Source organism: Bradyrhizobium sp. WYCCWR15520 (assembly GCF_056174665.1).
The window spans coordinates 1-19183 of sequence record NZ_JBWBWM010000036.1 but is presented as its reverse complement, the minus strand read 5'-3'; the positions used below and the strand labels follow the sequence as shown (position 1 = coordinate 19183).

The following is a 19183-nucleotide window of genomic DNA, read 5'->3' as shown; positions in this document are numbered from 1 at the left end:
CTCTCTCCGGTTGGCGGCCTTCGCAAGAGCAAGACCGCCGGGTTGCACCCATCGTCTCGCCCAAAACCTGACCTCTAGACACCAGTCTCTAGGACACGCCGGGCAGACGACATTTGAAAAGCCTGCCCTCCCGAACCAGATGGCGCGGGGTGTCGAGGTTCGAACCAAATCAGCCATGGCGCCGCGAGAGGCGGCGTTAAAGCAAAATCCGGTCTTCACCCGTCTATGCAGGCTGTAAAATTAAGCCGTTGAAGAACTTGCGTTTCTTCGCGAGCGCCTGCAGTCTCGGACAGGATCGAGGCCGTTCGGCAAGCCGAAGGACCCCTGCCGCATTCCACGAAACGATCAGGTTTCCTTCCTTTCGAGCAATCCATGCGGACGTCCTGAAAGGAATGATCTCCTACCGTGTCGGGTTTTCGGAATGCGAGCACAGACGATGCCAGCAATGGCCAGCACGCCCGGAAGCCGTTCTTTAACGGGTCTTGGCCTTTTTGCCAAGAGCAAAATTCACACCAGTTTGCCGGCCCGGCCGGAGAAAAATTTCCGGTTTGCCCCCGAAATTTTTTTGACCGGTTCCGTCACACCGGGGCCGCCTGGCTCGTCTTTGCCCCAGGAGGCTCCCGATGCGGCGTCAGTTGGCAGCGATTCTTGCGATACCGACGGTTCTGAACGGGCTGGTCATGCTGGTCGCCGGCCCGTTCTGGTATCAAACCGTGCCGGGGGTGCCGGATACCGGCCCCTTCAACCCACATTTCGTCCAGGACATCGGTGCCGCCTTCCTCGTCGCCGGTCTTGCGCTGGCCGCTCGGGCATGGCGGCCAAGGTACTGGCCGGCGGCCGTTGCGGGCGCCGGATTCCTGGTCGTTCACGCCCTGCTCCACGTGGCGATCCTAGTCGGCGGCCACGCCCATTACCCCGCCTTCGACCTTCTCGCGATCGTTCTGCCCGCCGCAGCCGCCCTCTATTCCGCCTTCCCCAACCAAGGAGAACAACATGCGTAGTTGGATCGCCCGCCGCAGTTTGCGTGCATTCGCCAGGCGCTATGGTTACGACGTCAGCTATCTCGAAATGATGCTGAACGAATCGCCTGCCGCCCTCTTCAAGTTCGCGCCCCTCATGAAGGCGGCCGCCCACCGCGAGGTGGTCCCGGCCGATGCCAGCTTCGCCGCCAAGATCGTCGGCGCGCTGGCGGAGGATTGCGGCCCTTGTACCCAGCTCGTTGTCGACATGGCGCTGGAGGCCGGCATGGCCAAGGACCAGATCGAAGCGGTACTTCGCCGCGATCCGCGCGCGATGAATGACGCGACCATGCTCGGGTTCCGCTTTGCCGATGCCGTGGTGCGCCGCTCGACGGATGACGACGAATTTCGCGACGCCGTCACGGCCCAATGGGACCCCAAGGGCGTAATAGACCTGACAATGGCGCTGCAGCTCGGCCGCATGTTTCCGATGGTGAAGGCCGGGCTCGGTTATGCCAAGGAGTGCCGCCGCGTCTCGGTGAGCGGGCACGATGTTGATGTCGTCAAACAGGCCGCATGATCACGACCCGCTGGCGCCCCATCGCGGGCGTCTGCTCGGGCTCGCCTATCGCATGCTCGGCAGCCGCAGCGACGCCGAAGACGTCGTGCAGGACGCCTATCTGCGATTTACCGGCGCGCAGGACGTTCACAATGCGGAAGCCTTTCTCGTCACCGTCGTGACGCGGCTTTGTCTCGATCGCCTGAAGAGCGCGAAAGCACAACGGGAGATCTATGTCGGGCCTTGGCTTCCCGAGCCGGTGTTCGATGCCGAGGGCCTGTCGGCCGACGCCGCTACAGAACTGGCCGACGACCTGTCGTTCGCGCTGCTGCTGGCGCTGGATCGGCTGTCGCCGCTGGAGCGCGCGGCCTTCCTGCTGCACGACGTCTTCGATACGCCGTTTCCCGAAATCGCCGCCATGCTCGACCGCAGCGAGGCGGCCTGCCGGCAACTGGCATCGCGGGCCCGCCGCGCGGTGCGCGACGATCGCCCGGCACCCGCGGCAACGCCGGACAGTCACGCGCGCCTGCTGCAGGCTTTCAGCGATGCGGTTGCTAGCGGCAATGTCAGGCAGCTTGCCGAGTTGCTGCGCGAGGATGCGGTGGCGATCACGGATGGCGGCGGCCGCAAGTTCGCCGCGCTCAACCCGATCATCGGCGCCGACAAGGTCGCGCGCTTCTTCATCGGCCTTGCCGGCAAGATCGCCGGCCAGGATTTCCGCATCGAGCCGGCTGCCATCAACGGCGCCGCTGGCGCCCTGCTCTTTCTGGACGGCGAACTCGATCTCACCCTGAGCATGGCGATATCAGGCGAGAAAATCGCCGCGATCTATGTCGTTCGCAACCCGGACAAGCTGCGGCACCTGCCGCCCGCAGCAGCGCACTGACGCGTCAGCCGAGCGGCACCGCATACGGCAGTGGCTTGCCGGCGAAGAAGGCATCGAGATTGGCCAGCACGCAATCCTGCATCGCCACATGCGACTCCAGCGTATGGCCGCCGATATGCGGTGACAGCACGACATTGGGCAGCGCCGTCAGCGCGTCAGGCGCATGCGGCTCCTTGGCGTAGACGTCGAGGCCGGCGCCGCCGATGGTCTGGTCGGACAGCGCCGCGATCAGCGCCGGCTGGTCGATCACCGAGCCGCGCGAAATGTTGATGACGTAGCCGTCCTTGCCAAGCTTGCGCAGGATATTGGCATCGACCGCGTGATTGGTTTCCGCGCCCGCCCGCACCGCGATCATCAGGACACTACACCATTCGGCCAGCGCATCGAGCGTCGGAAAATATTGATAGGGAACGTCGTGCTTGCTGCGGCTGAAATAGCCGACCTCGGTTTCGAACGCGGCCACCCGCGCCGCGATCTTGCGGCCGATCTCGCCCATGCCGTAGACGCCGATTTTGCGACCGAGCATGCCGGCTTGCGGGCGCATCATCGGCGACGGCTTTGCCGCCGCCCAGCTCCCGCCCCGCACATAGTCATCCGCCACGAGCAACCGCCGCGTGGCTGCCAGCATCAGCGTGACCGCGATGTCGGCGACCGAGGCCGCATTCGCGCCCGGGCTGTGACCGACCGCGATCCTGCGCTTCGCCGCCGCCGCCAGATCGACGCCGTCATAGCCGGTGCCGTAGCAGACGATCGCGCCCAATTTCGGCATCATGTCCATCGCTTCACCGCGAAGCGACGTAGCGCCTGCGGTGATCAGCGCACGAATATCCGCGAGCTGATCGGCCGCGAACACCTCATTGGGCGCCTTGCCGGCCGCGTTCAGCAATTCATAGCGCTGGCCGAAGCGCTCCATCTGGGCTTTGGGAAAACGCGAATAGATCAGGACTTTCTCGGGCATTGTTCTTCTTTCTTGGCAAGTCCGGCCGGCCGACGATTACGCAAAACCGATAGCAAACGCAAAGGGCGGAATCGGTCACCCGATTCCGCCCTTTATTATTTACGTCAACGGCAAAGCCTTAGCCGAGCAGCGTGCCCGGCTCGACCTTGACGCCCGGGCCCATGGTGGAGGAGACCGCCACGCGCTGGATGTAGGTGCCCTTGGCGCCCGCGGGCTTTGCTTTCGACACCGCATCGGCAAGCGCCTTCACGTTCTGCACCAGCTTTTCCTCGGAGAACGACGCCTTGCCGACGCCGGCCTGCACGATGCCGGCCTTCTCGACGCGGAATTCGACCGAGCCGCCCTTGGCGCCCTTCACGGCGGAGGTGACGTCCATGGTCACGGTGCCGATCTTCGGATTCGGCATCATGCCGCGCGGGCCGAGCACCTTACCGAGGCGGCCGACCAGCGGCATCATGTCGGGAGTGGCGATGCAGCGATCGAAATCGATGTTGCCGCCCTGCACCTTCTCGACCAGGTCTTCGGCACCGACGACGTCAGCACCCGCAGCCTTGGCTTCTTCCGCTTTCGCACCGCGGGCGAACACGCCGACGCGCAAGGTGCGGCCGGTGCCGTTCGGCAGGTTGACGACGCCGCGAACCATCTGGTCGGCGTGACGCGGGTCGACGCCGAGATTGATCGCGATCTCGATCGTCTCGTCGAACTTCGAGGTGGCGCGCTCCTTGACCATCTTGATGGCATCCGCGAGCGGATAGAGCTTTTCGCGATCGATGCCTTCGCGGACCTTCTTCAAACGTTTTCCGATTGCCATGGTCCGTTACCCCGCAACTTCCAGACCCATCGAACGGGCGGAGCCCTCGACCATCTTCATGGCCGATTCGATGGAATCGCAATTGAGATCCTTCATCTTTTTCTCGGCGATCTCGCGCACCTGCGCTTTCGTCACCTTGCCGGCCTTGTCGCGGCCCGGGGCTTTCGAGCCGGACTGGATCTTGGCGGCCTGCTTGAGGAAGTGGGACATCGGCGGCGTCTTCATCTCGAAGGTGAAGGAACGGTCCGCATAGATGGTGATGATCACCGGGATCGGGGTGTTCTTTTCTTCCTTCTGCGTCTGAGCGTTGAACGCCTTGCAGAATTCCATGATGTTGAGACCGCGCTGACCAAGCGCGGGGCCGATCGGGGGCGAAGGATTCGCCGCACCGGCCGGGACCTGAAGCTTCAGGTATCCGGTCACTTTCTTTGCCATGTATCACTCCTGTTGCGCCGGCAGGTCGCCGGCTGGTTCAGGTTCCGTGGTTCGGTTCAGGAGCGGTTGGCGACCGCCCTCTCCCTCCCACGGCCTCATTCACGCGAAGCCAAGGCCTCGCGCTTTTCCGATCAGACCTTCTCGACCTGACCGAATTCCAGTTCGACGGGCGTGGCGCGGCCGAAGATCGACACCGCGACCTTCACGCGCGAACGCGCCTCGTCAATTTCTTCAACCACGCCGGAGAACGAGGCGAACGGGCCATCGGCCACCCGCACGTTCTCGCCGATTTCGAACGACACCGACGCCTTCGGACGTTCGACGCCCTCCTGCACCTGATGCAGGATCCGCATCGCCTCGGATTCGGAGATCGGCATCGGCTTGTTTTCGGCGCCGAGGAAGCCGGTCACCTTGGGCGTGTTCTTGATGAGATGGAACGCCTCGTCGGTCAGCTTCATCTTCACCAGCACGTAGCCCGGGAAGAACTTGCGCTCGGCGTCGATCTTGCGGCCGCGGCGCACTTCGGTGACCTTTTCGGTCGGCACCAGTACCAGTTCGAACAGTTCCTCGAGCCCGCGCTGCTTGGCCTGCTCGCGGATCGATTCCGCGACCTTCTTCTCGAAATTCGAATAGGCGTGAACAATATACCAGCGCTTGTCCATCGTAAGGGTTCCGGTGCTCATCAGTGGACGCCCAACAGGAAAGTGACGACGTAGCGGATGATCAAGTCCGCCACGAAGAAGAAGATCGAAGCCAGCGCAACCATCACGAACACCATGATCGTGGTGATCGTCACCTCACGGCGTGTCGGCCAGGTGACCTTGGCGGTCTCCGAGCGCACTTCCTGCAGGAATTTGAACGGGCTGAAAGCCATCGTTGGTTACCGCGTCCTTCGTGAGACGATTGAGATTTAAAGCGAATCCGAACAGCCCTCTTGCGCCCAGCCCTCTCTCGAAGGATGAGCCGCCAAGCGGGCTCGATTGTTCGGGGGAATCCAAAGCCGCGCCGGATATCCGCATCTAGCGGGCCGGCAGCAGGTGGCGCGTATCTACTGCCGACCGGGCAAAAGGTCAAGATACGGGACGCGCGGGGCCCCGGCCGGCGGGAAAACGGGCCGGATGCCAGTGGTTAATCCCGGGTACCGCCTTGGCTCAAATGCTCACTAGACCACGATCTGGTTTTTAAAAGCTCTCAGCTATTCTGGATGCTCCACAGGGGCGAGATGACCATGGCATTGTTAGGCCAAGACCTGGAAAGTCCCGCGGGCGAGACGGCCTGGACCGTTCTCGACGCGGCAAACGACCTCGGCGATACCTTCACGGTGGATGCATGCCGGCGCGTGATCGACGCCGATCTGCGCGGCGAGGCCCCGGCGCGATCGGATCTTGCGGTCCTCACGGCGTTCTTTGGCTAGCTCTGGCTGAATCATAGAAAATCCAGACAAGCCATTGATTCGTTGACGATTTGTATTTTCCGCTCAAGTACCGTTCGACCTGACCTTTTCGCGGGCGGCGTCCAGCGCGTCCCGGCCGGCCTGTTGGACCCGGTCGGCATATTCGGCCCCGGCGTCCGAGAGCTCGGCTTTCAGTGTATCGGAAGCCTCTTGGACACTTTGCGACACGGCCCCGGCACGCTCCTTCAGGTCGGCCTTCAGGCTGTCACTCAGGTTCCCTACCCACTCATCCTCGACACCGGACCTGGACAGGGCGCCGGCCACTGTGGCGCCGATTGCAACGCCGACGGCTCCGAGAACCAGCGGTTGCCGTTCCAGCAGGTCGGAAAGCGATGATTGCGCCTGCATGAAGGTCTCTTTCCGCGGCAACGCCCGACCCAGCCGATCGAACATGTCCCGCGCGCCAGCCACGCCTTCCTCGAACCGCTCACCCACCGTTTCGGCTGCGCCCGACATCGCGTCGGAAGCGGCCGTTCCGGCATTGCGCACCGTTTCGTTGATGCCGCCGCGCGAGGCCTCGTCCCGCATCCGAGAAGCGCGCTTGCGCATGGAGCCGTAGGCGTCTTCCCAGTCTTCCCAGCTGGAAGCCGCTGACCTCTGGGCGCGCGCGCCGAGATCGGCGAGCGGCGCGGCCACTGACGTCACCGAGCCGGCGGCGCTCTTCAGTTTGTCGCTACCGATCAGCAGCCACAGCGCGCCGCCTCCGATCAAAGCCGCAGCGAGCGGGTTGTCACGGGCCGCCGTGGTTAGACTATCTATGAAACTCTCTTGTGAGCCGCTCATCGCACCATTCCCTTCACGGTGTCCTTGTCCTTTTCAAGCTGACGCAGCGTTTCACGCGGCGCCAGATGACGTGCGTCGAGCCGGTTCATCCCGACCGCAAACAAGATGCCTGCGAGCACCGCGGCAATGATCGCGGAGATCAGATAGGAGACCGGCTGCGACCATCCGCCGGCGATCAAGGCCGCGGATAGCGCAAACAGCGCCATGACGATCGCGGGAATGACCAGAACGGCGCCGGCCGCAATGAGGCCGACGGCGCTGCCGATTTGCTGAACCTTTTCGCCAAGTTCGGCCTTGGCGAGATCGACCTCGTTCTGGAACAGTTTTGCAAATTGCGACAGCGCGTCACCGAAGAGATGCGAGATCGTTCGAATATCGGTTTTCGTACTCATGACGCCTCACTCTTGTAGGATCCCGAGCTGTAGGGTGACGACGGGTTGTACGTGGATGACGTGTACGAAGATGATGAGCCCTGACTTGAAGGGCTCGCACCCCCCGATGCCTTCAGGAAGCGGACAGCCGCGAAACCGGCCAACACCGACAGCCCCAGAAACGCAGCAGGCTGACGCTTTGCGAAGTCGGTCGCGCCATCGACGAGATCGCGGAAGCTTCCGTTGCGGATTTTCTCCGCAGCCTCGTCGACATATTCGGCGGCTGAATTAATGCCCCGCGCTGCGAATGGTACGTCATTTTCGAACGCGCGGGCCGCATTCCTGATATCGCCGGCCAACCGGCCGACGAAATCCGCTCCGCTACGCTGTTGTTCACGCGCCTGGTCCTGGAAACGATCCGCAGCTCCAGCCGCAGCGTCCTTGGCGGCATCAGCCGCCTCCTTGAATGTATCGCGGGCGGTGTCAGTCGATTCCCTCAGAACATCGCCAGCACGCTGTTTGATTTCAGCGCCCGCATCCGCCACCTGATCCTTCAGGTTCTGGGATGAGCCGGTATTCTGGTTCTGGGAAAAATTCTTGTTGCGGGTATTAAGATCCATATCGCTCATGACGGCCTCTATTAGCTGTTCGGGTTTCGGGAAGGATCGAAGGCCGTCGTCACGACATCGTCGGCCACTTCTTTAAGTCTCTCGGTTACGCCTTCGGTGATGCGGCTGGCGTGTTCACCGAGGTCGGCGTCGGAGATAGTTTTCGCTGCAGCTTCGGCAGCTGAGAACACCGCGTCTTTGCCGGCCTCGAATCCGGATTGCGCGGCAGAGCCGGCAGCGCGCTTGACCCGATCGCTCGCTCTACCGACCACGCGGGCCTCGGCCGTGGTGCTCGGGAGGGAAGCGGCAAGGATCGCGCCGATCGCCACCCCCAGCCCGCCGATCAACGCGGCGTTGTCCCGGATCACCTTGCTCGCCGTCGCCGGAGCATTCGTCGCCGTGGATCGAACGCGCTCCATTCTCTCCTTTGCCATTTCGGCGGCGGCATCCATGCCGGACCTGACCTTGTTAGTCATGGCATCGGCAGCCTGCGTCGCGCGATCCTTCAGGTCACCAGTCATTCCGCTCGCCGCATCTGCCATTTCGCCCGCGGCTTGCTGCGCCTCATCGGCCATGCCGACGGCCTGACGCTCCGCGTGTGACATCGCGTTCTTCATGCCATCACGGAGGGACTGCGCGCGCTCCACCGTCTCGTCCATGGCCTCCCTCACCTTCTCAATGGCAGGCTCCGCTGCCTCCGCAGCGCGATCGCGGACGGTCTTCGAGGTCAGCGCAAGACCAGCGCCGATCATCAGGAGCGGCAATGGGAAACCGCGAACCAGACGTAGCGCGGGGACGGCAATCGCTGTGCCGGCGGCGATCGCCTGCATCGGATTGTCCATGGCCTGCTGCTTCAGCGCATCCAGCCAGCTATGGGTCTTGTGACTGATGAAGCCGGATACCTCGGCCTTGATGTGCTCCGGCGAGACCTTGTAGCGGATGTCTTCTGCCGTATCGGCAATCTGTTCCCTCAACCTGTCGACGGTTGCCGCAAGCTCTGTACGGCTCTGCTCGGAATCCCGTCGTAGCTCCTCTACGGATCGTGTCATGTCGTCACCGCCCTTTAGGTTCGTGTCGTTTTGAAGCGAACTCAGGCGCTATTGAATGGTTCCTAACGCTCCTCGGACGCCGTAGGATTACGCGCGTCATCGATTGCCTTCGTCAGCTCGGCGCCGAACAGGAAGATCTGTGCGGAGTAGTAGACCCAGAACATCAGGACGATCAGCGAACCCGCGGCGCCATAGGTCGAGTTCGGAGCCGCCTGACCGAGATACCATCCGATCAGCGATTTTCCGGCGGTGAACAGCAGGGCTGTGACAAAAGCGCCCAGCAGAAGGTGACGCCAGTAGAGCGTCGCATCCGGTAGCACCCTGTAGATCGCTGCGAACAGTAGCGTGAAGATACCGAGCGACAGGACCGTGTTAAGCGCGCCGAGCACCACCGTGCCGACAGACCATTGTTCCAGGGCCGACAGAGCAGCGCTCGCGGCCAGCGAGACGATCAGCATGAAGCCCAATGCAGCGACGAGCCCGAGACTGGCCGCCCGGCTTCGGATCAAGGAGAGGATTGGCTCGTCCGTCGGCTTGGCCTTGAACGTTGCGTTCAATGCCGTGCGCATCTCGCCAAACACACCGGATGCCGTGACCAGCACCGTGACGAGCCCGACGACGGTCGCAGTCGCGCCGGAGGTCGGATCGCTGGATCGCGCCAGGATGGATTTAATGAAGTCGGCGCCGGTCGGCCCCAGCAGCCGGCCGAGTTCGTCGCTGATGGCGGCGCGAGCCGCGTCCTGCCCGAACGCGAGGCCGGCGACCGCAACGACAATAAGGAGCACGGGTGCCAGGGACGTGGCGGCGTAGAAGGCAATGGAAGCTCCCCGGCTCAAGGCGTCGTTGGCCACAAAGCCCGAGACGGCGGCCTTCAATATCCGCCACAACGTTCCCATGACCTGCGCTGACCTCCTCCAATGCGCAGCAAGCCTGGACAGTGCTGCAACGGGTGGAGCTCGCGGAAGGTTTCCTTACCGCATCAAAACTCGCCGATAGGGCCAGAGGCGCCTGCCGTCGACGCGAACCTTGCAACCATCGCGCCGCACCGCCGCCTGGCGTCGTGGCGCGTGGAGAACGGCCCGCCGCCACCTCAGCCCGTCCGCTGTGGACAAATCGCACCGACCGCCAGCCGCCCGGCCCGGTGGGGAGAGGATCAGCCGTCGGCGCCGCGCGATGCGGGACATGAATTGAACGCGCGGCAGATAAATGCCGGCGCCGTCAAAATCAGCTTAAGTGTTTGATTTAGCTGGCAGGAGTGGCAGGGCTCGAACCTGCGACCCCCGGTTTTGGAGACCGGTGCTCTACCAATTGAGCTACACTCCTGCAGGGAACCGGCGCGTGCGTCGGTTCGTGCCGTTTCAAGCATAGGGCATACCCTGAATGCAAGGGCGAAGCGGCTTCCGCCCTACCCAAAGCACGCCTTCTGCTCCAGACTTGATCTTATAAACAACAAGCGCAACGGGAGAGACCATGAACGCGCAGACCGCCGCCGCCCGGCAGACATCCGCCCTCCAGACCCCACCTCTCCCCGACGCCAAGCCGGAAACGATCGGGCTCTCGACGACGCGATTGCAGCGGTTGTCGGACGCCTTCAAGCGCGAGATCGACAAGGGCACCCTCCCCGGCGCCACGGTCATGGTGGCGCGGCGCGGCCAGATCGGCTGGTTCGACGCGATCGGCCGCCAGAGCCCGGCCGCCAGCGCGCCGATGGCCCATGACAGCATCTTTCGCATCTTCTCGATGACCAAGCCGATCGTCTCGGTCGGCATCATGATGCTCGTCGAGGACGGCCACTTCATCCTGGGTGATCCCGTCGCCAAATTCATTCCGGAGTTTGCCGAGCAGAAGGTTGGCGTCGAGAATAACGGCAAGCTCGACCTCGTCCCGGTGAAGCGGCAGATGACGGTTCAGGACTTGCTGCGGCACACCTCGGGCCTGACCTACGACCACACCGGCAACGGCCTGGTCCAAAAGCTCTACCAGCAGTCGCGGCTGCGCAGCCGCAAGATCACCAATGCCGAGCACGCCACCATGATCGCCGGCATGCCGCTGATCTGCCAGCCGGGCGCGGAATGGAATTACAGCCGCTCGACCGACGTGCTCGGCCGCATCATCGAGGTCGTCTCCGGCAAGTCGCTCGGCGCCTTCCTGACCGAACGCATTTTGGCGCCGCTGCAGATGGCAGAGACTGCGTTCCATACATCGGAAACCAATGCCGGCCGCCTCGCCGAGGCGTTCCCGATTGATCCCTGGAACGGCGACAAGGTGCAACTCTTCAACATGCTGGAGAAGCCCGCGATGGAATCCGGCGGCGGCGGGCTGGTCTCGACCACTATGGACTATGCGCGGTTCTGCCAGATGCTGCTCAATGGCGGCTCACTCGACGGCGTCAGGATCATCGGCCGCAAGACGCTGGAGCTGATGGCGTCGGATCATCTCTCGCCGAACGTGAAGGTCGACTCGCCGCTGATGCCGCCCGGCCATGGTTTCGGCCTCGGCTTCGCCGTTCGTACCCATCGGGGCATCGCCCCGTTCCCGGGCTCGCTCGGCCAGTTCTTCTGGAGCGGGATGGCCGGCACGTTCTTCTTCATAGATCCTGCCGAGGACCTGTTCACCGTGTTCATGATGCAAGGTCCCGGCCAGCGCGAATATATCCGCAACATGTTACGGGATCTGGTCTACGCCGCGGTCGACTAGCGTCATTCCGGGGCAGCCCGCAGGGCTGAACTCTGGTGCGCACTTGCGCACCAGAGAATCTCGAGATTCCGGGTTCGCGCTAGCGCGCGCCCCGGAATGACGAGCCAATCTCAACTGATCGTCGCCCCGCCGTCGATCACGATGGTCTGGCCGGTCATGAAGTCGCCGGCCTTCGATCCCATCAGCACCGCGGCGCCCGCTATCTCATCCGGCACGCCGATGCGCAATAGCGGCGAACGCGCCGTGGAGGCCTTCAGCGTCTCCGGGTTGTCCCACAGCGCTTTGGCAAAATCGGTCTTGATCAGGCCGGGCGCGATGCAGTTCACGCGGATGTTGTGCTTGCCGTATTCGCAGGCGAGATTGCGCGCGAGCTGCATGTCGGCGGCTTTCGAGATCGCGTAGGCGCCGAGCACGGTCGAGCCCTTCAGGCCGCCGATCGAGGACACGATCACGATCGAGCCGTCCTTGCGCTCGATCATCTGCGGCACCACCATGTTGATCAGCCAGTTGTTGGCGACAATGTTATTGTCCAGGATTTTTCGGAACTGGTCGTCGGAAATGCCGCCAAGCGGACCGTAATAGGGATTGGACGCGGCGTTGCACACCAGCACGTCGATCTTGCCGAAGGCGCGGTTGGATTCGTCAACGAGGTTCTGCAAATTTTCCTTGTTCGAGATGTTTGCGGCGATCGCGACCGCCGTCCCCTTGCCAAACTTGTCGTTGACCTCCTTGGCGACCTGGTCGCAGACGTCCTGCTTTCGCGAGGAGATCACGACCTTGGCGCCGTGCTCGGCCATGCGCTCGGCGATAGCGCGGCCGATGCCGCGCGTGGAGCCGGTGATGACGGCGACTTTCCCGGTCATATCGAACAAGCTCATGTCTCTCTCCCAAATGTTGACCCAGCGCGATGCCGGCTTCGTCTTGAATTCGAACTAAGCAGCGTTTGCAGTTTTCGACAACCGGGCATCAGGCTAGTTTTGTCGATGGCGGTTCGATCTCCGGCCCGGCCGGCTGATGCATGGCGTTGTGCGAAGCGTCCGCGATCCAAGGCTGCTGATTGACCATCGGCAGCCGCCAGAAACTTTGGCCCGCGCTTGAGAGATGATCGAGCCGCGTCACCGAACAATTGTCGATATCGAAGGCGAGACCTTTTTCCGGCTGACCGCCGAGCGCAAACCCGACCGCGGCCCTGATCGTGCCGCCATGCGCAACCACGACGATGTCCCTGCCCACCTGTTCGGCATTGATGCGTTCGATCGCGCCGCAGGTGCGGTCATAGAGGTTCATAAAACTTTCGCCGCCGGGCGGGACCTCGTCGATCTCAGCGAACCAGTTACGGCCGACAGCGCGGCTGGCGAGGAACGCTGCACGATTGAGGCCCTGCCACTCACCGAGATGCTGTTCGGCGAACGCATTTACGTGGGGCATTTGCGAGGGCTTCGGAAAGCCCGCGGCCCAGATCGCATCGGCAGTCTGGTGCGTGCGCTTCAGATTGCTTGCATACCAGACTGCATTACGCGGCAGGATTTTTCCGACTGCCTCGAACACGACGCGGTCGCTGGTGTCGCAGCCGAGGTCCTTCTGTCCGTAAATGCAGCCGTTATCTTCGCGCACCGGCGCATGGCGAATCCACCACCATCGCGTCGTGATTATCAGCGGTTTGTCTGCATTGGACATCGCAACGCCCCTTCAATACTGTTCGTTGTCGCTGTACGTCAGAGCACGCATCGTCTCAAGTGAATCTGACGTTTGAAATCTTGTTTGAATTCCGCAAGGCGGCAGACGCCTAAGCGCATAGCTATCAGGGAGAGACTCATGGGCCGCCTCGAAGGCAAATCCGTCATCATCACCGGCGCGGGCAGCGGCATCGGGCGCGCAGCCTCGGTGCTGTTCTCCAGGGAAGGCGCGAAGCTCATCATCGTCGACAAGACCGAGGGCGTGACGGAGACCGCCAAACTCGTCGGCGACGCCGGCGGCACGGTCGAAGCGGTCATGGCCGATGCCGGTTCGGAAGCCGACGTGAAGGCGTTCATCGACAAGGCGGTCGCGAAATATGGCAGGCTCGATGCGATCTGGGCTAATGCCGGCGTCAGCGGCGGGCTGGTGCCGCTGGCCGAGCAGACCGTCGAGCACTGGCAGGAGGTGTTGCGCGTCAACCTGATCGGCCCGTTCCTGGCGATCAAGCATTCGATGCCGCACATGATCCGGCAGAAGTCCGGCTCGATCGTCTGCACGGCGTCCGTCGCTGGGCTGAAGGCCGGCGCCAGCGGGCATCCTTACGGCGCCAGCAAGGCCGGCGTCATCAGCCTGGTGCAGACCACCGCCTATTCGCTCTCCGGCACCGGCGTTCGTATCAACGCCGTGTGCCCGGGCCTGATCGAGACCGGCATGACCAAGCCGGTGTTCGACCGCGCCAAGGAGCGCGGCACCTCCGACAAGATCGGCCAGCTCAATCCGCTCAAGCGCGCCGGCCAGCCGCATGAACTCGCGGCGATGGGATTGTTCCTTGCCAGCGACGACGCCTCCTACGTCAACGGCCAGGCGATCCCGGTCGACGGCGGCCTCACCGCCTCGATGCCGTATACGGGCAAGCCGGTTTAGCGACGTTCTCGTCGTCCGGACGTGGCGCGGCCGCGCGTCGTTTCGTGCCGCACCGCGTCCGGGACACGAGACTGATTCTCTACGCTGATGCCGCAAGAAGGCTCCTGCCTATCGCCGGCGAATAGTCTGTTGGCGCCAGCAAGCGGTCCTCGATCTGGCCGACCATCAGGCCATGTTCCGCATGCGTCACGCGCTTGATGTCGGACCATTCGGTATCGGCCATGAAAGCTGACCATGCAGCCGTCTTGGCCGCCTCGTCCGGCCATTCCAGCAGATAGGCAAACTCGGTTCTGTCGCCGAATTTGGTTTCCCACATCGCGACGATCCGGAAACCATATCTGGTTTGCATGATGCGCGCGGCGTGATCACGAAAGCGGGCGTGGAACGCGGCCTTGTTCTTCTCGAATATTTCGTAGATACGCAGTTGCTGAATCATGACCATCTCCACTCAGCTTCGGAGATATGGGCTCCCATGATGCAATCACAAGCCGTCGGGCGGCAGGCCGGATGATTCCGCCGCCAGCGCGCGGTGGCGGATGCGCTCGCGGTAGAAGGCGTAGAGGCCGGAGGCAACGATGATCGCAGCTCCCGTCACCATCATCGCGTCGGGTATGTCGCCGAATACGAGATAGCCGAGCATCATCGCCCACAGCAGCGCGGAATAGCGGAACGGCGCCACCGCCGAGATGTCGCCGGTGCGCAGCGCCGAGATGATGCATTGATAGCCGATCAGGAGCAGCACCGCGGCCAGCGCCTGCAGGCCGAGCGCGCTGGCGGATGGCGGCGTCCAGCCCCCGAGCGGAACGAGGATGACGCCGCCGGCCGTCGTCACTGTCACGGCGGTCAGCAACGTAATGAACAGCGACGGGATCTTGGCCGGAATCTTCCGGGTCGCAAGGTCACGCAGCGCGCAGAACGCGACCGACACCAGTGCGAACAGCGAGTACTGGCTGAAGCCGGCAAGTCCCGGCCGCACGATAATGAGCACGCCGATGAAGCCCGCGGCGATTGCCGACCAGCGCCGCCAGCCGACCGGCTCGCGGAAGATCACGGCAGCACCGAGCGTGATCGCGAGCGGCAGCGCCTGGAAGATCGCCGAAGTGTTGGCAAGCGGCAGATGCGCGAGCGCCGCCATGAACGAGATCGTGCCGCCGATCTCGCCGAACACGCGCAGCGCGACCGGCTTCACCATCAGCGTGTGCAGCGGACGCAGCGCGCCCTGCTGCCAGGCGAATACCGCGACCAGGACGATCGCGAACAGCCCGCGCACCAGCATCACCTGGCCGAAGTTCATCTCGGACGACACCACCTTTGTGATGGAGTCGTTCGTGGTGAACGCCGCCATGGATACTGCCATGAGCAGGCTGCCGCGAATATTCGGGGAGAGTGCCAATTCAATCAGATCATGATGCGATCAATCGCATCATGATCATCCCATTGTTTTCGGAAAACCGCCTTCTACTGCTCTAGCTCGCGCCGGCCTTCTGAGCGTATTCCCAGGAAGATTTCGACAGCGGCACGGTGCGCGCCGCCGATTCCAGCGCCTTGGCGTTGGCAGCGGTGCCGTCGCGGATACGTCCGGCGATACCCTGCGTGATGCCTGCGAGGCGGAACATGTTGTAGGCGAAGTACCAGTTGAGGTCAGGCACTTCCATGCCAGTCACATCGCAGTAGATCTGCGCAGCCTCCTCCACGCTCGGAATGTTCAGCGCCTTGAGATCGGCGTTGGCGAGCCCCGGCATGGTCCACTGCATCAACAGATAGGTGAAGTCGGCCATGGGATCGCCGAGCGTCGACAGCTCCCAGTCCAGCACCGCCTGCACCCGCGGTTCCGTCGCATGGAAAATCATGTTGTCGAGGCGGTAGTCGCCATGGACGATCGAGACGCGCTTCTGCTCAGGGACCGTTCGCGGCAGCCACTCGGCCACCTTCTCGAATTCAGGAATGTGCTGCGTCTCGGACGCCCGGTATTGCTTGGTCCAGCGATCGATCTGGCGCGCGAAATAATTGCCGGGCTTGCCGAAATCGCCGAGCCCGATTGCTTCGGGATTGAAGACGTGGAGTTTTGCCAGCGTCTCGATCTTGCTGGTGAAGATTTTTCGGCGCGCATCCGGCGTCTGACTCGGCAGGGTCGGGTCCCAGAACACCCGGCCGTCTTCCATCGACATGATGTAGAAGGCCGCGCCGATCACGGTGTCATCGGTGCACAGTGCATAGGCCTTTGCGACCGGAAAGCCCTGCTTGCCCAGCGCCGCGATAACGCGGAACTCGCGATCGACTGCATGCGCCGACGGCAGCAATTTACCGAACGGCTTTCGGCGCATCACATAGGATCGTGCCGGCGTTTCGAGCTTGTAGGTCGGATTGGATTGACCGCCCTTGAACTGCAGGACTTTCAGCGGTCCCTGGTAGCCTTCGACATGCTCGCGCATCCAGCGATCGAGGCTCGCCTCATCAATACGATGACGCTCCTCAACTTCCTTGGTGCCCGAGAACTCTTCGTCTTTCCTGACGCCGTCCGCCACGATGACGCTCCCTTAATTCTTCTTAGACTTTGGGGAGCGCCATCGATGGCTCTCCCGTTAGTGAGTAGCGTTTGCATACTTCCGAAGTTCAAGTCTGGCAATGGCGCGATTGTGCACCTCGTCCGGACCGTCCGCCAGGCGGAGCGTACGGATATGGGCATAATCCCGTGCCAGGCCGGCATCGTCGGAGACACCGCCACCGCCGTAAGCTTGAATAGCGTTGTCGATAATCTTCAGCGCCATATTGGGGGCGGTGACCTTGATCATCGCAATCTCGGCCTGCGCGGTCTTGTTGCCGACCTTGTCCATCATGTCGGCGGCCTTGAGGCACAGCAAGCGATTCATTTCGATATCGGCGCGGGCTTCGCCGATGCGCTGCTCCCACACCGAGTGCTCGATGATCTTCTTGCCGAACGCGGTGCGCGAGGCCAGCCGTTTCACCATCTTCTCCAGCGCCTCCTCGGCCTTGCCGATGGTGCGCATGCAATGATGGATACGGCCAGGACCGAGGCGGCCCTGCGCGATCTCGAAGCCGCGGCCTTCGCCGAGCAGGATGTTTTCTTTCGGCACGCGAACGTTTTCCAGCAGAACCTGGGCGTGACCGTGCGGCGCGTCGTCAAAGCCGAACACCGGCAGCATCTTCTCCACCTTGATGCCGGGCGTGTCGAGCGGCACCAGGATCTGCGACTGCTGCTGGTGCTTCGCCGCGTTCGGATCGGTCTTGCCCATCAGGATCGCGATCTTGCAGCGGGGATCGCCGACACCCGACGACCACCATTTACGGCCGTTGATGACATAGTGGTCGCCATCTTTTTCGATCCGCGTCTCAATGTTGGTCGCGTCCGATGACGCCACCGCGGGCTCGGTCATCAGGAAGGCGGAGCGGATTTCGCCGTCCATCAGCGGCCGCAGCCACTTCCGCTTTTGCTCCTTGGTGCCGTAGCGGATGAACACTTCCATGTTGCCGGTATCGGGGGCGGAGCAATTGAACACCTCCGAGGCCCAGGAGATGCGGCCCATCTCTTCCGACAACAGCGCATATTCAAGGTTGGTCAATCCCGCGCCGCGGAATTCGTCGTCCTCATGCGCGTTCGGCGGCATGAACATGTTCCAGAGGCCTTCGGCCTTCGCCTTCTTCTTCAGTTCCTCGAGGATGGGGATCACCTTCCAGCGCGGGCCCTCCGCATCCTGCTTCTCGTAGATCGGAACCGCGGGACGGACATGCGTCTTCATGAACGCCTGCACGCGGTTCAGCCAATCTTTCTGCTTCTCTGACATATCGAAGTTCATGGGACGCTCCTCGCCTTTAGCTTCTGAAACCGTTGGGCCGCACTGTCTGCCCGCTACCCGCGGCCCGCAAGCCATTTTGCGGATCTGACAGTGCGGCTGGTTGGAGATGCGACACGTTCGCAAACGTTGTTGACATTTCCGGCCCTTCAAACGATAGTTTCATACAAGTGTTTGAATAGCAACTCCGCAAACGGGGACCAGATATGTCGAGCGATCGGACCCGGTCTGCCATCCTTGCCGCCGCGGAGAAGCTTTACGCCGATCGCGGCTTCGGCGACGTGACGCTGCGCGACATCGTCGCCGAAGCGAACGTCAATCTCGCCGCGGTGAATTATCATTTCGGCTCCAAGGACGAATTGATAGCCGAGCTGTTCGTCACCCGCAGCCTCGCTACCAACCGCGAGCGGCTCAATGAGCTGAAGCTTGCCGAGGAAAAGGGCGGCGGCCACGCCCCGATCGACGCCATTCTGCACGCGCTGGTCGGCCCTACCCTGCGCGGCTGCCTCGGCCCCGACCGCGAAGGCTCGACCGCGGCGCGGTTCATGATCCGCGCCTCCATTGAATCGGTGCCGCCGATCCGCCGCATCAAGAACCGCGAAGTCGATCACTTGCGAAAATTCATCGCCGCGATGCGCCGCGCAATGCCCGGCCGCGACGACGCCGATCTCTATTGGGGCCTCCACTTTGCGCTCGCGATGTCGCATCACACCATCCGGGAAAAAGAGCGGCTGACCAGATTGTCCGAAGGGCAATGCGACCTCAATGATGTCGATGCCATCGTCGATCGCGTTGTTGCGGTCTCGGTGATGGCGCTGACGGGTGGCGAGACGCCGAAGAAGGCGACCGTTCGATCTGCGATGCCGCAGGGGCGGCTGACCCGACAGGATCTTTGAGCTGACGAAAGCGAAGCAATCCATCCTTCCGCGTGTGAGGTGACAATGGATTGCTTCGCGGAGCCTGTCATCGGGCGGCGCTTCGCGCCGACCCGTTGGCTCGCAATGACGGTGGATATAGTTTCGCGATCTCGCGACATGTTTTGCCCGAGGTTTGCAATCTTCTTTGGTCGCCCTCTCCAATCAGAGCAACTGTGCTGGAAGTAGCCCGGTGATCGGCCGGCCTCAAGGCTGGCGCTGGCGCGCCCCCGCCTACGGCGGCTGCGGCCTTGACCCCGCCCGTTCACCGGTCTGTCGGCTTTGCA

General features: G+C 62.7%; 23 protein-coding genes and 1 tRNA gene. 7 read left to right on the top strand and 17 right to left on the bottom strand.

From position 1 onward, the window contains the following. Positions 1-623: 623 nt before the first annotated feature. Genes AC0QUY_RS32450 through sigJ form a run of 3 tightly spaced genes read left to right on the top strand, consistent with a single transcriptional unit; the run spans position 624 to position 2404 of the window. Positions 624-1001 carry a hypothetical protein gene (locus AC0QUY_RS32450; protein WP_475390201.1) on the top strand — a complete coding sequence of 126 codons (378 nt, stop codon included), beginning with the start codon at positions 624-626 and terminating at the stop codon, positions 999-1001. After that, positions 994-1539 carry a carboxymuconolactone decarboxylase family protein gene (locus tag AC0QUY_RS32445; protein ID WP_475390200.1) on the top strand — a complete coding sequence of 182 codons (546 nt, stop codon included), beginning with the start codon at positions 994-996 and terminating at the stop codon, positions 1537-1539. Before AC0QUY_RS32450 ends, AC0QUY_RS32445 begins: the two co-directional genes overlap by 8 nt. After that, entirely contained in the window at positions 1517-2404 is an 888-nt protein-coding gene (gene sigJ / locus AC0QUY_RS32440) for an RNA polymerase sigma factor SigJ (protein ID WP_161856756.1), read from the top strand. The genes AC0QUY_RS32445 and sigJ overlap by 23 nt, the downstream gene beginning before the upstream one ends. Before the next feature lie 4 nt (positions 2405-2408). On the opposite strand, the gene AC0QUY_RS32435 is transcribed toward sigJ, so the two are convergent. The 5 genes from AC0QUY_RS32435 to secE all read right to left on the bottom strand — a co-directional run bounded on the left by AC0QUY_RS32435 (position 2409) and on the right by secE (position 5482). Then, positions 2409-3362 carry a 2-hydroxyacid dehydrogenase gene (locus AC0QUY_RS32435; RefSeq protein WP_475390199.1) on the bottom strand — a complete coding sequence of 318 codons (954 nt, stop codon included), beginning with the start codon at positions 3360-3362 and terminating at the stop codon, positions 2409-2411. 118 nt (positions 3363-3480) lie between these two features. Beyond that, the gene (gene rplA, locus AC0QUY_RS32430) at positions 3481-4173 is read right to left on the bottom strand and encodes a 50S ribosomal protein L1 (RefSeq protein ID WP_057849146.1); all 693 of its coding nucleotides are present in this window, start codon (positions 4171-4173) and stop codon (positions 3481-3483) included. 6 nt (positions 4174-4179) lie between these two features. Then, complete coding sequence (gene rplK / locus AC0QUY_RS32425; RefSeq protein ID WP_161855326.1) at positions 4180-4608, bottom strand: 50S ribosomal protein L11; 429 nt, start codon at positions 4606-4608, stop codon at positions 4180-4182. Between the two features lie 131 nt (positions 4609-4739). Then, positions 4740-5270 (bottom strand): transcription termination/antitermination protein NusG, encoded by a 531-nt coding sequence (gene nusG / locus AC0QUY_RS32420; protein ID WP_161856757.1) that lies wholly within the window; start codon positions 5268-5270, stop codon positions 4740-4742. Between the two features lie 20 nt (positions 5271-5290). Next, positions 5291-5482 (bottom strand): preprotein translocase subunit SecE, encoded by a 192-nt coding sequence (gene secE, locus AC0QUY_RS32415; RefSeq protein WP_161855327.1) that lies wholly within the window; start codon positions 5480-5482, stop codon positions 5291-5293. Positions 5483-5836: 354 nt separating this feature from the next. On the opposite strand from secE, the gene AC0QUY_RS32410 reads away from it, so the two are divergent. Continuing rightward, positions 5837-6022 (top strand): hypothetical protein, encoded by a 186-nt coding sequence (locus AC0QUY_RS32410; RefSeq protein ID WP_475390198.1) that lies wholly within the window; start codon positions 5837-5839, stop codon positions 6020-6022. 63 nt (positions 6023-6085) lie between these two features. Here the strand turns inward: AC0QUY_RS32410 and AC0QUY_RS32405 are convergent, their stop codons facing one another. The 6 genes from AC0QUY_RS32405 to AC0QUY_RS32380 all read right to left on the bottom strand — a co-directional run bounded on the left by AC0QUY_RS32405 (position 6086) and on the right by AC0QUY_RS32380 (position 10195). Further along, positions 6086-6844, bottom strand: a complete 759-nt coding sequence (locus AC0QUY_RS32405) for a hypothetical protein (protein ID WP_475390197.1) — start codon at positions 6842-6844, stop codon at positions 6086-6088. Beyond that, positions 6841-7236 (bottom strand): phage holin family protein, encoded by a 396-nt coding sequence (locus AC0QUY_RS32400; RefSeq protein ID WP_475390196.1) that lies wholly within the window; start codon positions 7234-7236, stop codon positions 6841-6843. Before AC0QUY_RS32400 ends, AC0QUY_RS32405 begins: the two co-directional genes overlap by 4 nt. Further along, the gene (locus AC0QUY_RS32395; protein WP_475390195.1) at positions 7233-7844 is read right to left on the bottom strand and encodes a hypothetical protein; all 612 of its coding nucleotides are present in this window, start codon (positions 7842-7844) and stop codon (positions 7233-7235) included. Before AC0QUY_RS32395 ends, AC0QUY_RS32400 begins: the two co-directional genes overlap by 4 nt. Before the next feature lie 11 nt (positions 7845-7855). Beyond that, positions 7856-8872 carry a DUF3618 domain-containing protein gene (locus tag AC0QUY_RS32390; RefSeq protein WP_475390194.1) on the bottom strand — a complete coding sequence of 339 codons (1017 nt, stop codon included), beginning with the start codon at positions 8870-8872 and terminating at the stop codon, positions 7856-7858. A 62-nt stretch (positions 8873-8934) separates the two neighbouring features. Beyond that, complete coding sequence (locus tag AC0QUY_RS32385) at positions 8935-9768, bottom strand: YihY/virulence factor BrkB family protein (protein ID WP_475390193.1); 834 nt, start codon at positions 9766-9768, stop codon at positions 8935-8937. 351 nt (positions 9769-10119) lie between these two features. Further along, positions 10120-10195: transfer RNA gene (locus AC0QUY_RS32380), tRNA-Trp, on the bottom strand. 147 nt (positions 10196-10342) lie between these two features. On the opposite strand from AC0QUY_RS32380, the gene AC0QUY_RS32375 reads away from it, so the two are divergent. Beyond that, the gene (locus tag AC0QUY_RS32375) at positions 10343-11569 is read left to right on the top strand and encodes a serine hydrolase domain-containing protein (RefSeq protein ID WP_161855332.1); all 1227 of its coding nucleotides are present in this window, start codon (positions 10343-10345) and stop codon (positions 11567-11569) included. Between the two features lie 110 nt (positions 11570-11679). Here the strand turns inward: AC0QUY_RS32375 and AC0QUY_RS32370 are convergent, their stop codons facing one another. Both AC0QUY_RS32370 and AC0QUY_RS32365 read right to left on the bottom strand, forming a co-directional pair. Next, positions 11680-12447 (bottom strand): SDR family NAD(P)-dependent oxidoreductase, encoded by a 768-nt coding sequence (locus AC0QUY_RS32370; protein WP_161855333.1) that lies wholly within the window; start codon positions 12445-12447, stop codon positions 11680-11682. Between the two features lie 88 nt (positions 12448-12535). Continuing rightward, a complete protein-coding gene (locus AC0QUY_RS32365; RefSeq protein WP_475390192.1) occupies positions 12536-13246 on the bottom strand; it encodes a histidine phosphatase family protein in 711 nt (236 codons plus the stop codon). Between the two features lie 138 nt (positions 13247-13384). Between AC0QUY_RS32365 and AC0QUY_RS32360 the strand changes: the two genes are divergently transcribed. Continuing rightward, positions 13385-14170, top strand: a complete 786-nt coding sequence (locus AC0QUY_RS32360; RefSeq protein WP_475390191.1) for an SDR family NAD(P)-dependent oxidoreductase — start codon at positions 13385-13387, stop codon at positions 14168-14170. 79 nt (positions 14171-14249) lie between these two features. On the opposite strand, the gene AC0QUY_RS32355 is transcribed toward AC0QUY_RS32360, so the two are convergent. The 4 genes from AC0QUY_RS32355 to AC0QUY_RS32340 all read right to left on the bottom strand — a co-directional run bounded on the left by AC0QUY_RS32355 (position 14250) and on the right by AC0QUY_RS32340 (position 17985). Next, positions 14250-14606 carry an NIPSNAP family protein gene (locus tag AC0QUY_RS32355; RefSeq protein WP_475390190.1) on the bottom strand — a complete coding sequence of 119 codons (357 nt, stop codon included), beginning with the start codon at positions 14604-14606 and terminating at the stop codon, positions 14250-14252. A gap of 45 nt (positions 14607-14651) precedes the next feature. Then, on the bottom strand, positions 14652-15563 hold the full coding sequence (locus tag AC0QUY_RS32350) for a DMT family transporter (protein WP_475390189.1): 912 nt from the start codon (positions 15561-15563) through the stop codon (positions 14652-14654). 73 nt (positions 15564-15636) lie between these two features. Next, on the bottom strand, positions 15637-16695 hold the full coding sequence (locus AC0QUY_RS32345; protein WP_475390188.1) for a phosphotransferase family protein: 1059 nt from the start codon (positions 16693-16695) through the stop codon (positions 15637-15639). 57 nt (positions 16696-16752) lie between these two features. Continuing rightward, positions 16753-17985 carry an acyl-CoA dehydrogenase family protein gene (locus tag AC0QUY_RS32340; protein ID WP_161855339.1) on the bottom strand — a complete coding sequence of 411 codons (1233 nt, stop codon included), beginning with the start codon at positions 17983-17985 and terminating at the stop codon, positions 16753-16755. A 203-nt stretch (positions 17986-18188) separates the two neighbouring features. Between AC0QUY_RS32340 and AC0QUY_RS32335 the strand changes: the two genes are divergently transcribed. Beyond that, complete coding sequence (locus AC0QUY_RS32335) at positions 18189-18878, top strand: TetR/AcrR family transcriptional regulator (protein WP_475390187.1); 690 nt, start codon at positions 18189-18191, stop codon at positions 18876-18878. Positions 18879-19183 lie beyond the last annotated feature (305 nt).

What these genes read in the sequence shown, in the direction of transcription:
- AC0QUY_RS32450 (WP_475390201.1), top strand. Translation starts at nt 624, where the DNA reads ATGCGGCGTCAGTTGGCAGCGATTCTTGCGATACCGACGGTTCTGAAC.
- AC0QUY_RS32445 (WP_475390200.1), top strand. Translation starts at nt 994, where the DNA reads ATGCGTAGTTGGATCGCCCGCCGCAGTTTGCGTGCATTCGCCAGGCGC.
- sigJ (WP_161856756.1), top strand. Translation starts at nt 1,517, where the DNA reads ATGTCGTCAAACAGGCCGCATGATCACGACCCGCTGGCGCCCCATCGC.
- AC0QUY_RS32435 (WP_475390199.1), bottom strand. Translation starts at nt 3,362, where the DNA reads ATGCCCGAGAAAGTCCTGATCTATTCGCGTTTTCCCAAAGCCCAGATG.
- rplA (WP_057849146.1), bottom strand. Translation starts at nt 4,173, where the DNA reads ATGGCAATCGGAAAACGTTTGAAGAAGGTCCGCGAAGGCATCGATCGC.
- rplK (WP_161855326.1), bottom strand. Translation starts at nt 4,608, where the DNA reads ATGGCAAAGAAAGTGACCGGATACCTGAAGCTTCAGGTCCCGGCCGGT.
- nusG (WP_161856757.1), bottom strand. Translation starts at nt 5,270, where the DNA reads ATGGACAAGCGCTGGTATATTGTTCACGCCTATTCGAATTTCGAGAAG.
- secE (WP_161855327.1), bottom strand. Translation starts at nt 5,482, where the DNA reads ATGGCTTTCAGCCCGTTCAAATTCCTGCAGGAAGTGCGCTCGGAGACC.
- AC0QUY_RS32410 (WP_475390198.1), top strand. Translation starts at nt 5,837, where the DNA reads ATGGCATTGTTAGGCCAAGACCTGGAAAGTCCCGCGGGCGAGACGGCC.
- AC0QUY_RS32405 (WP_475390197.1), bottom strand. Translation starts at nt 6,844, where the DNA reads ATGAGCGGCTCACAAGAGAGTTTCATAGATAGTCTAACCACGGCGGCC.
- AC0QUY_RS32400 (WP_475390196.1), bottom strand. Translation starts at nt 7,236, where the DNA reads ATGAGTACGAAAACCGATATTCGAACGATCTCGCATCTCTTCGGTGAC.
- AC0QUY_RS32395 (WP_475390195.1), bottom strand. Translation starts at nt 7,844, where the DNA reads ATGAGCGATATGGATCTTAATACCCGCAACAAGAATTTTTCCCAGAAC.
- AC0QUY_RS32390 (WP_475390194.1), bottom strand. Translation starts at nt 8,872, where the DNA reads ATGACACGATCCGTAGAGGAGCTACGACGGGATTCCGAGCAGAGCCGT.
- AC0QUY_RS32385 (WP_475390193.1), bottom strand. Translation starts at nt 9,768, where the DNA reads ATGGGAACGTTGTGGCGGATATTGAAGGCCGCCGTCTCGGGCTTTGTG.
- AC0QUY_RS32375 (WP_161855332.1), top strand. Translation starts at nt 10,343, where the DNA reads ATGAACGCGCAGACCGCCGCCGCCCGGCAGACATCCGCCCTCCAGACC.
- AC0QUY_RS32370 (WP_161855333.1), bottom strand. Translation starts at nt 12,447, where the DNA reads ATGAGCTTGTTCGATATGACCGGGAAAGTCGCCGTCATCACCGGCTCC.
- AC0QUY_RS32365 (WP_475390192.1), bottom strand. Translation starts at nt 13,246, where the DNA reads ATGTCCAATGCAGACAAACCGCTGATAATCACGACGCGATGGTGGTGG.
- AC0QUY_RS32360 (WP_475390191.1), top strand. Translation starts at nt 13,385, where the DNA reads ATGGGCCGCCTCGAAGGCAAATCCGTCATCATCACCGGCGCGGGCAGC.
- AC0QUY_RS32355 (WP_475390190.1), bottom strand. Translation starts at nt 14,606, where the DNA reads ATGATTCAGCAACTGCGTATCTACGAAATATTCGAGAAGAACAAGGCC.
- AC0QUY_RS32340 (WP_161855339.1), bottom strand. Translation starts at nt 17,985, where the DNA reads ATGAACTTCGATATGTCAGAGAAGCAGAAAGATTGGCTGAACCGCGTG.
- AC0QUY_RS32335 (WP_475390187.1), top strand. Translation starts at nt 18,189, where the DNA reads ATGTCGAGCGATCGGACCCGGTCTGCCATCCTTGCCGCCGCGGAGAAG.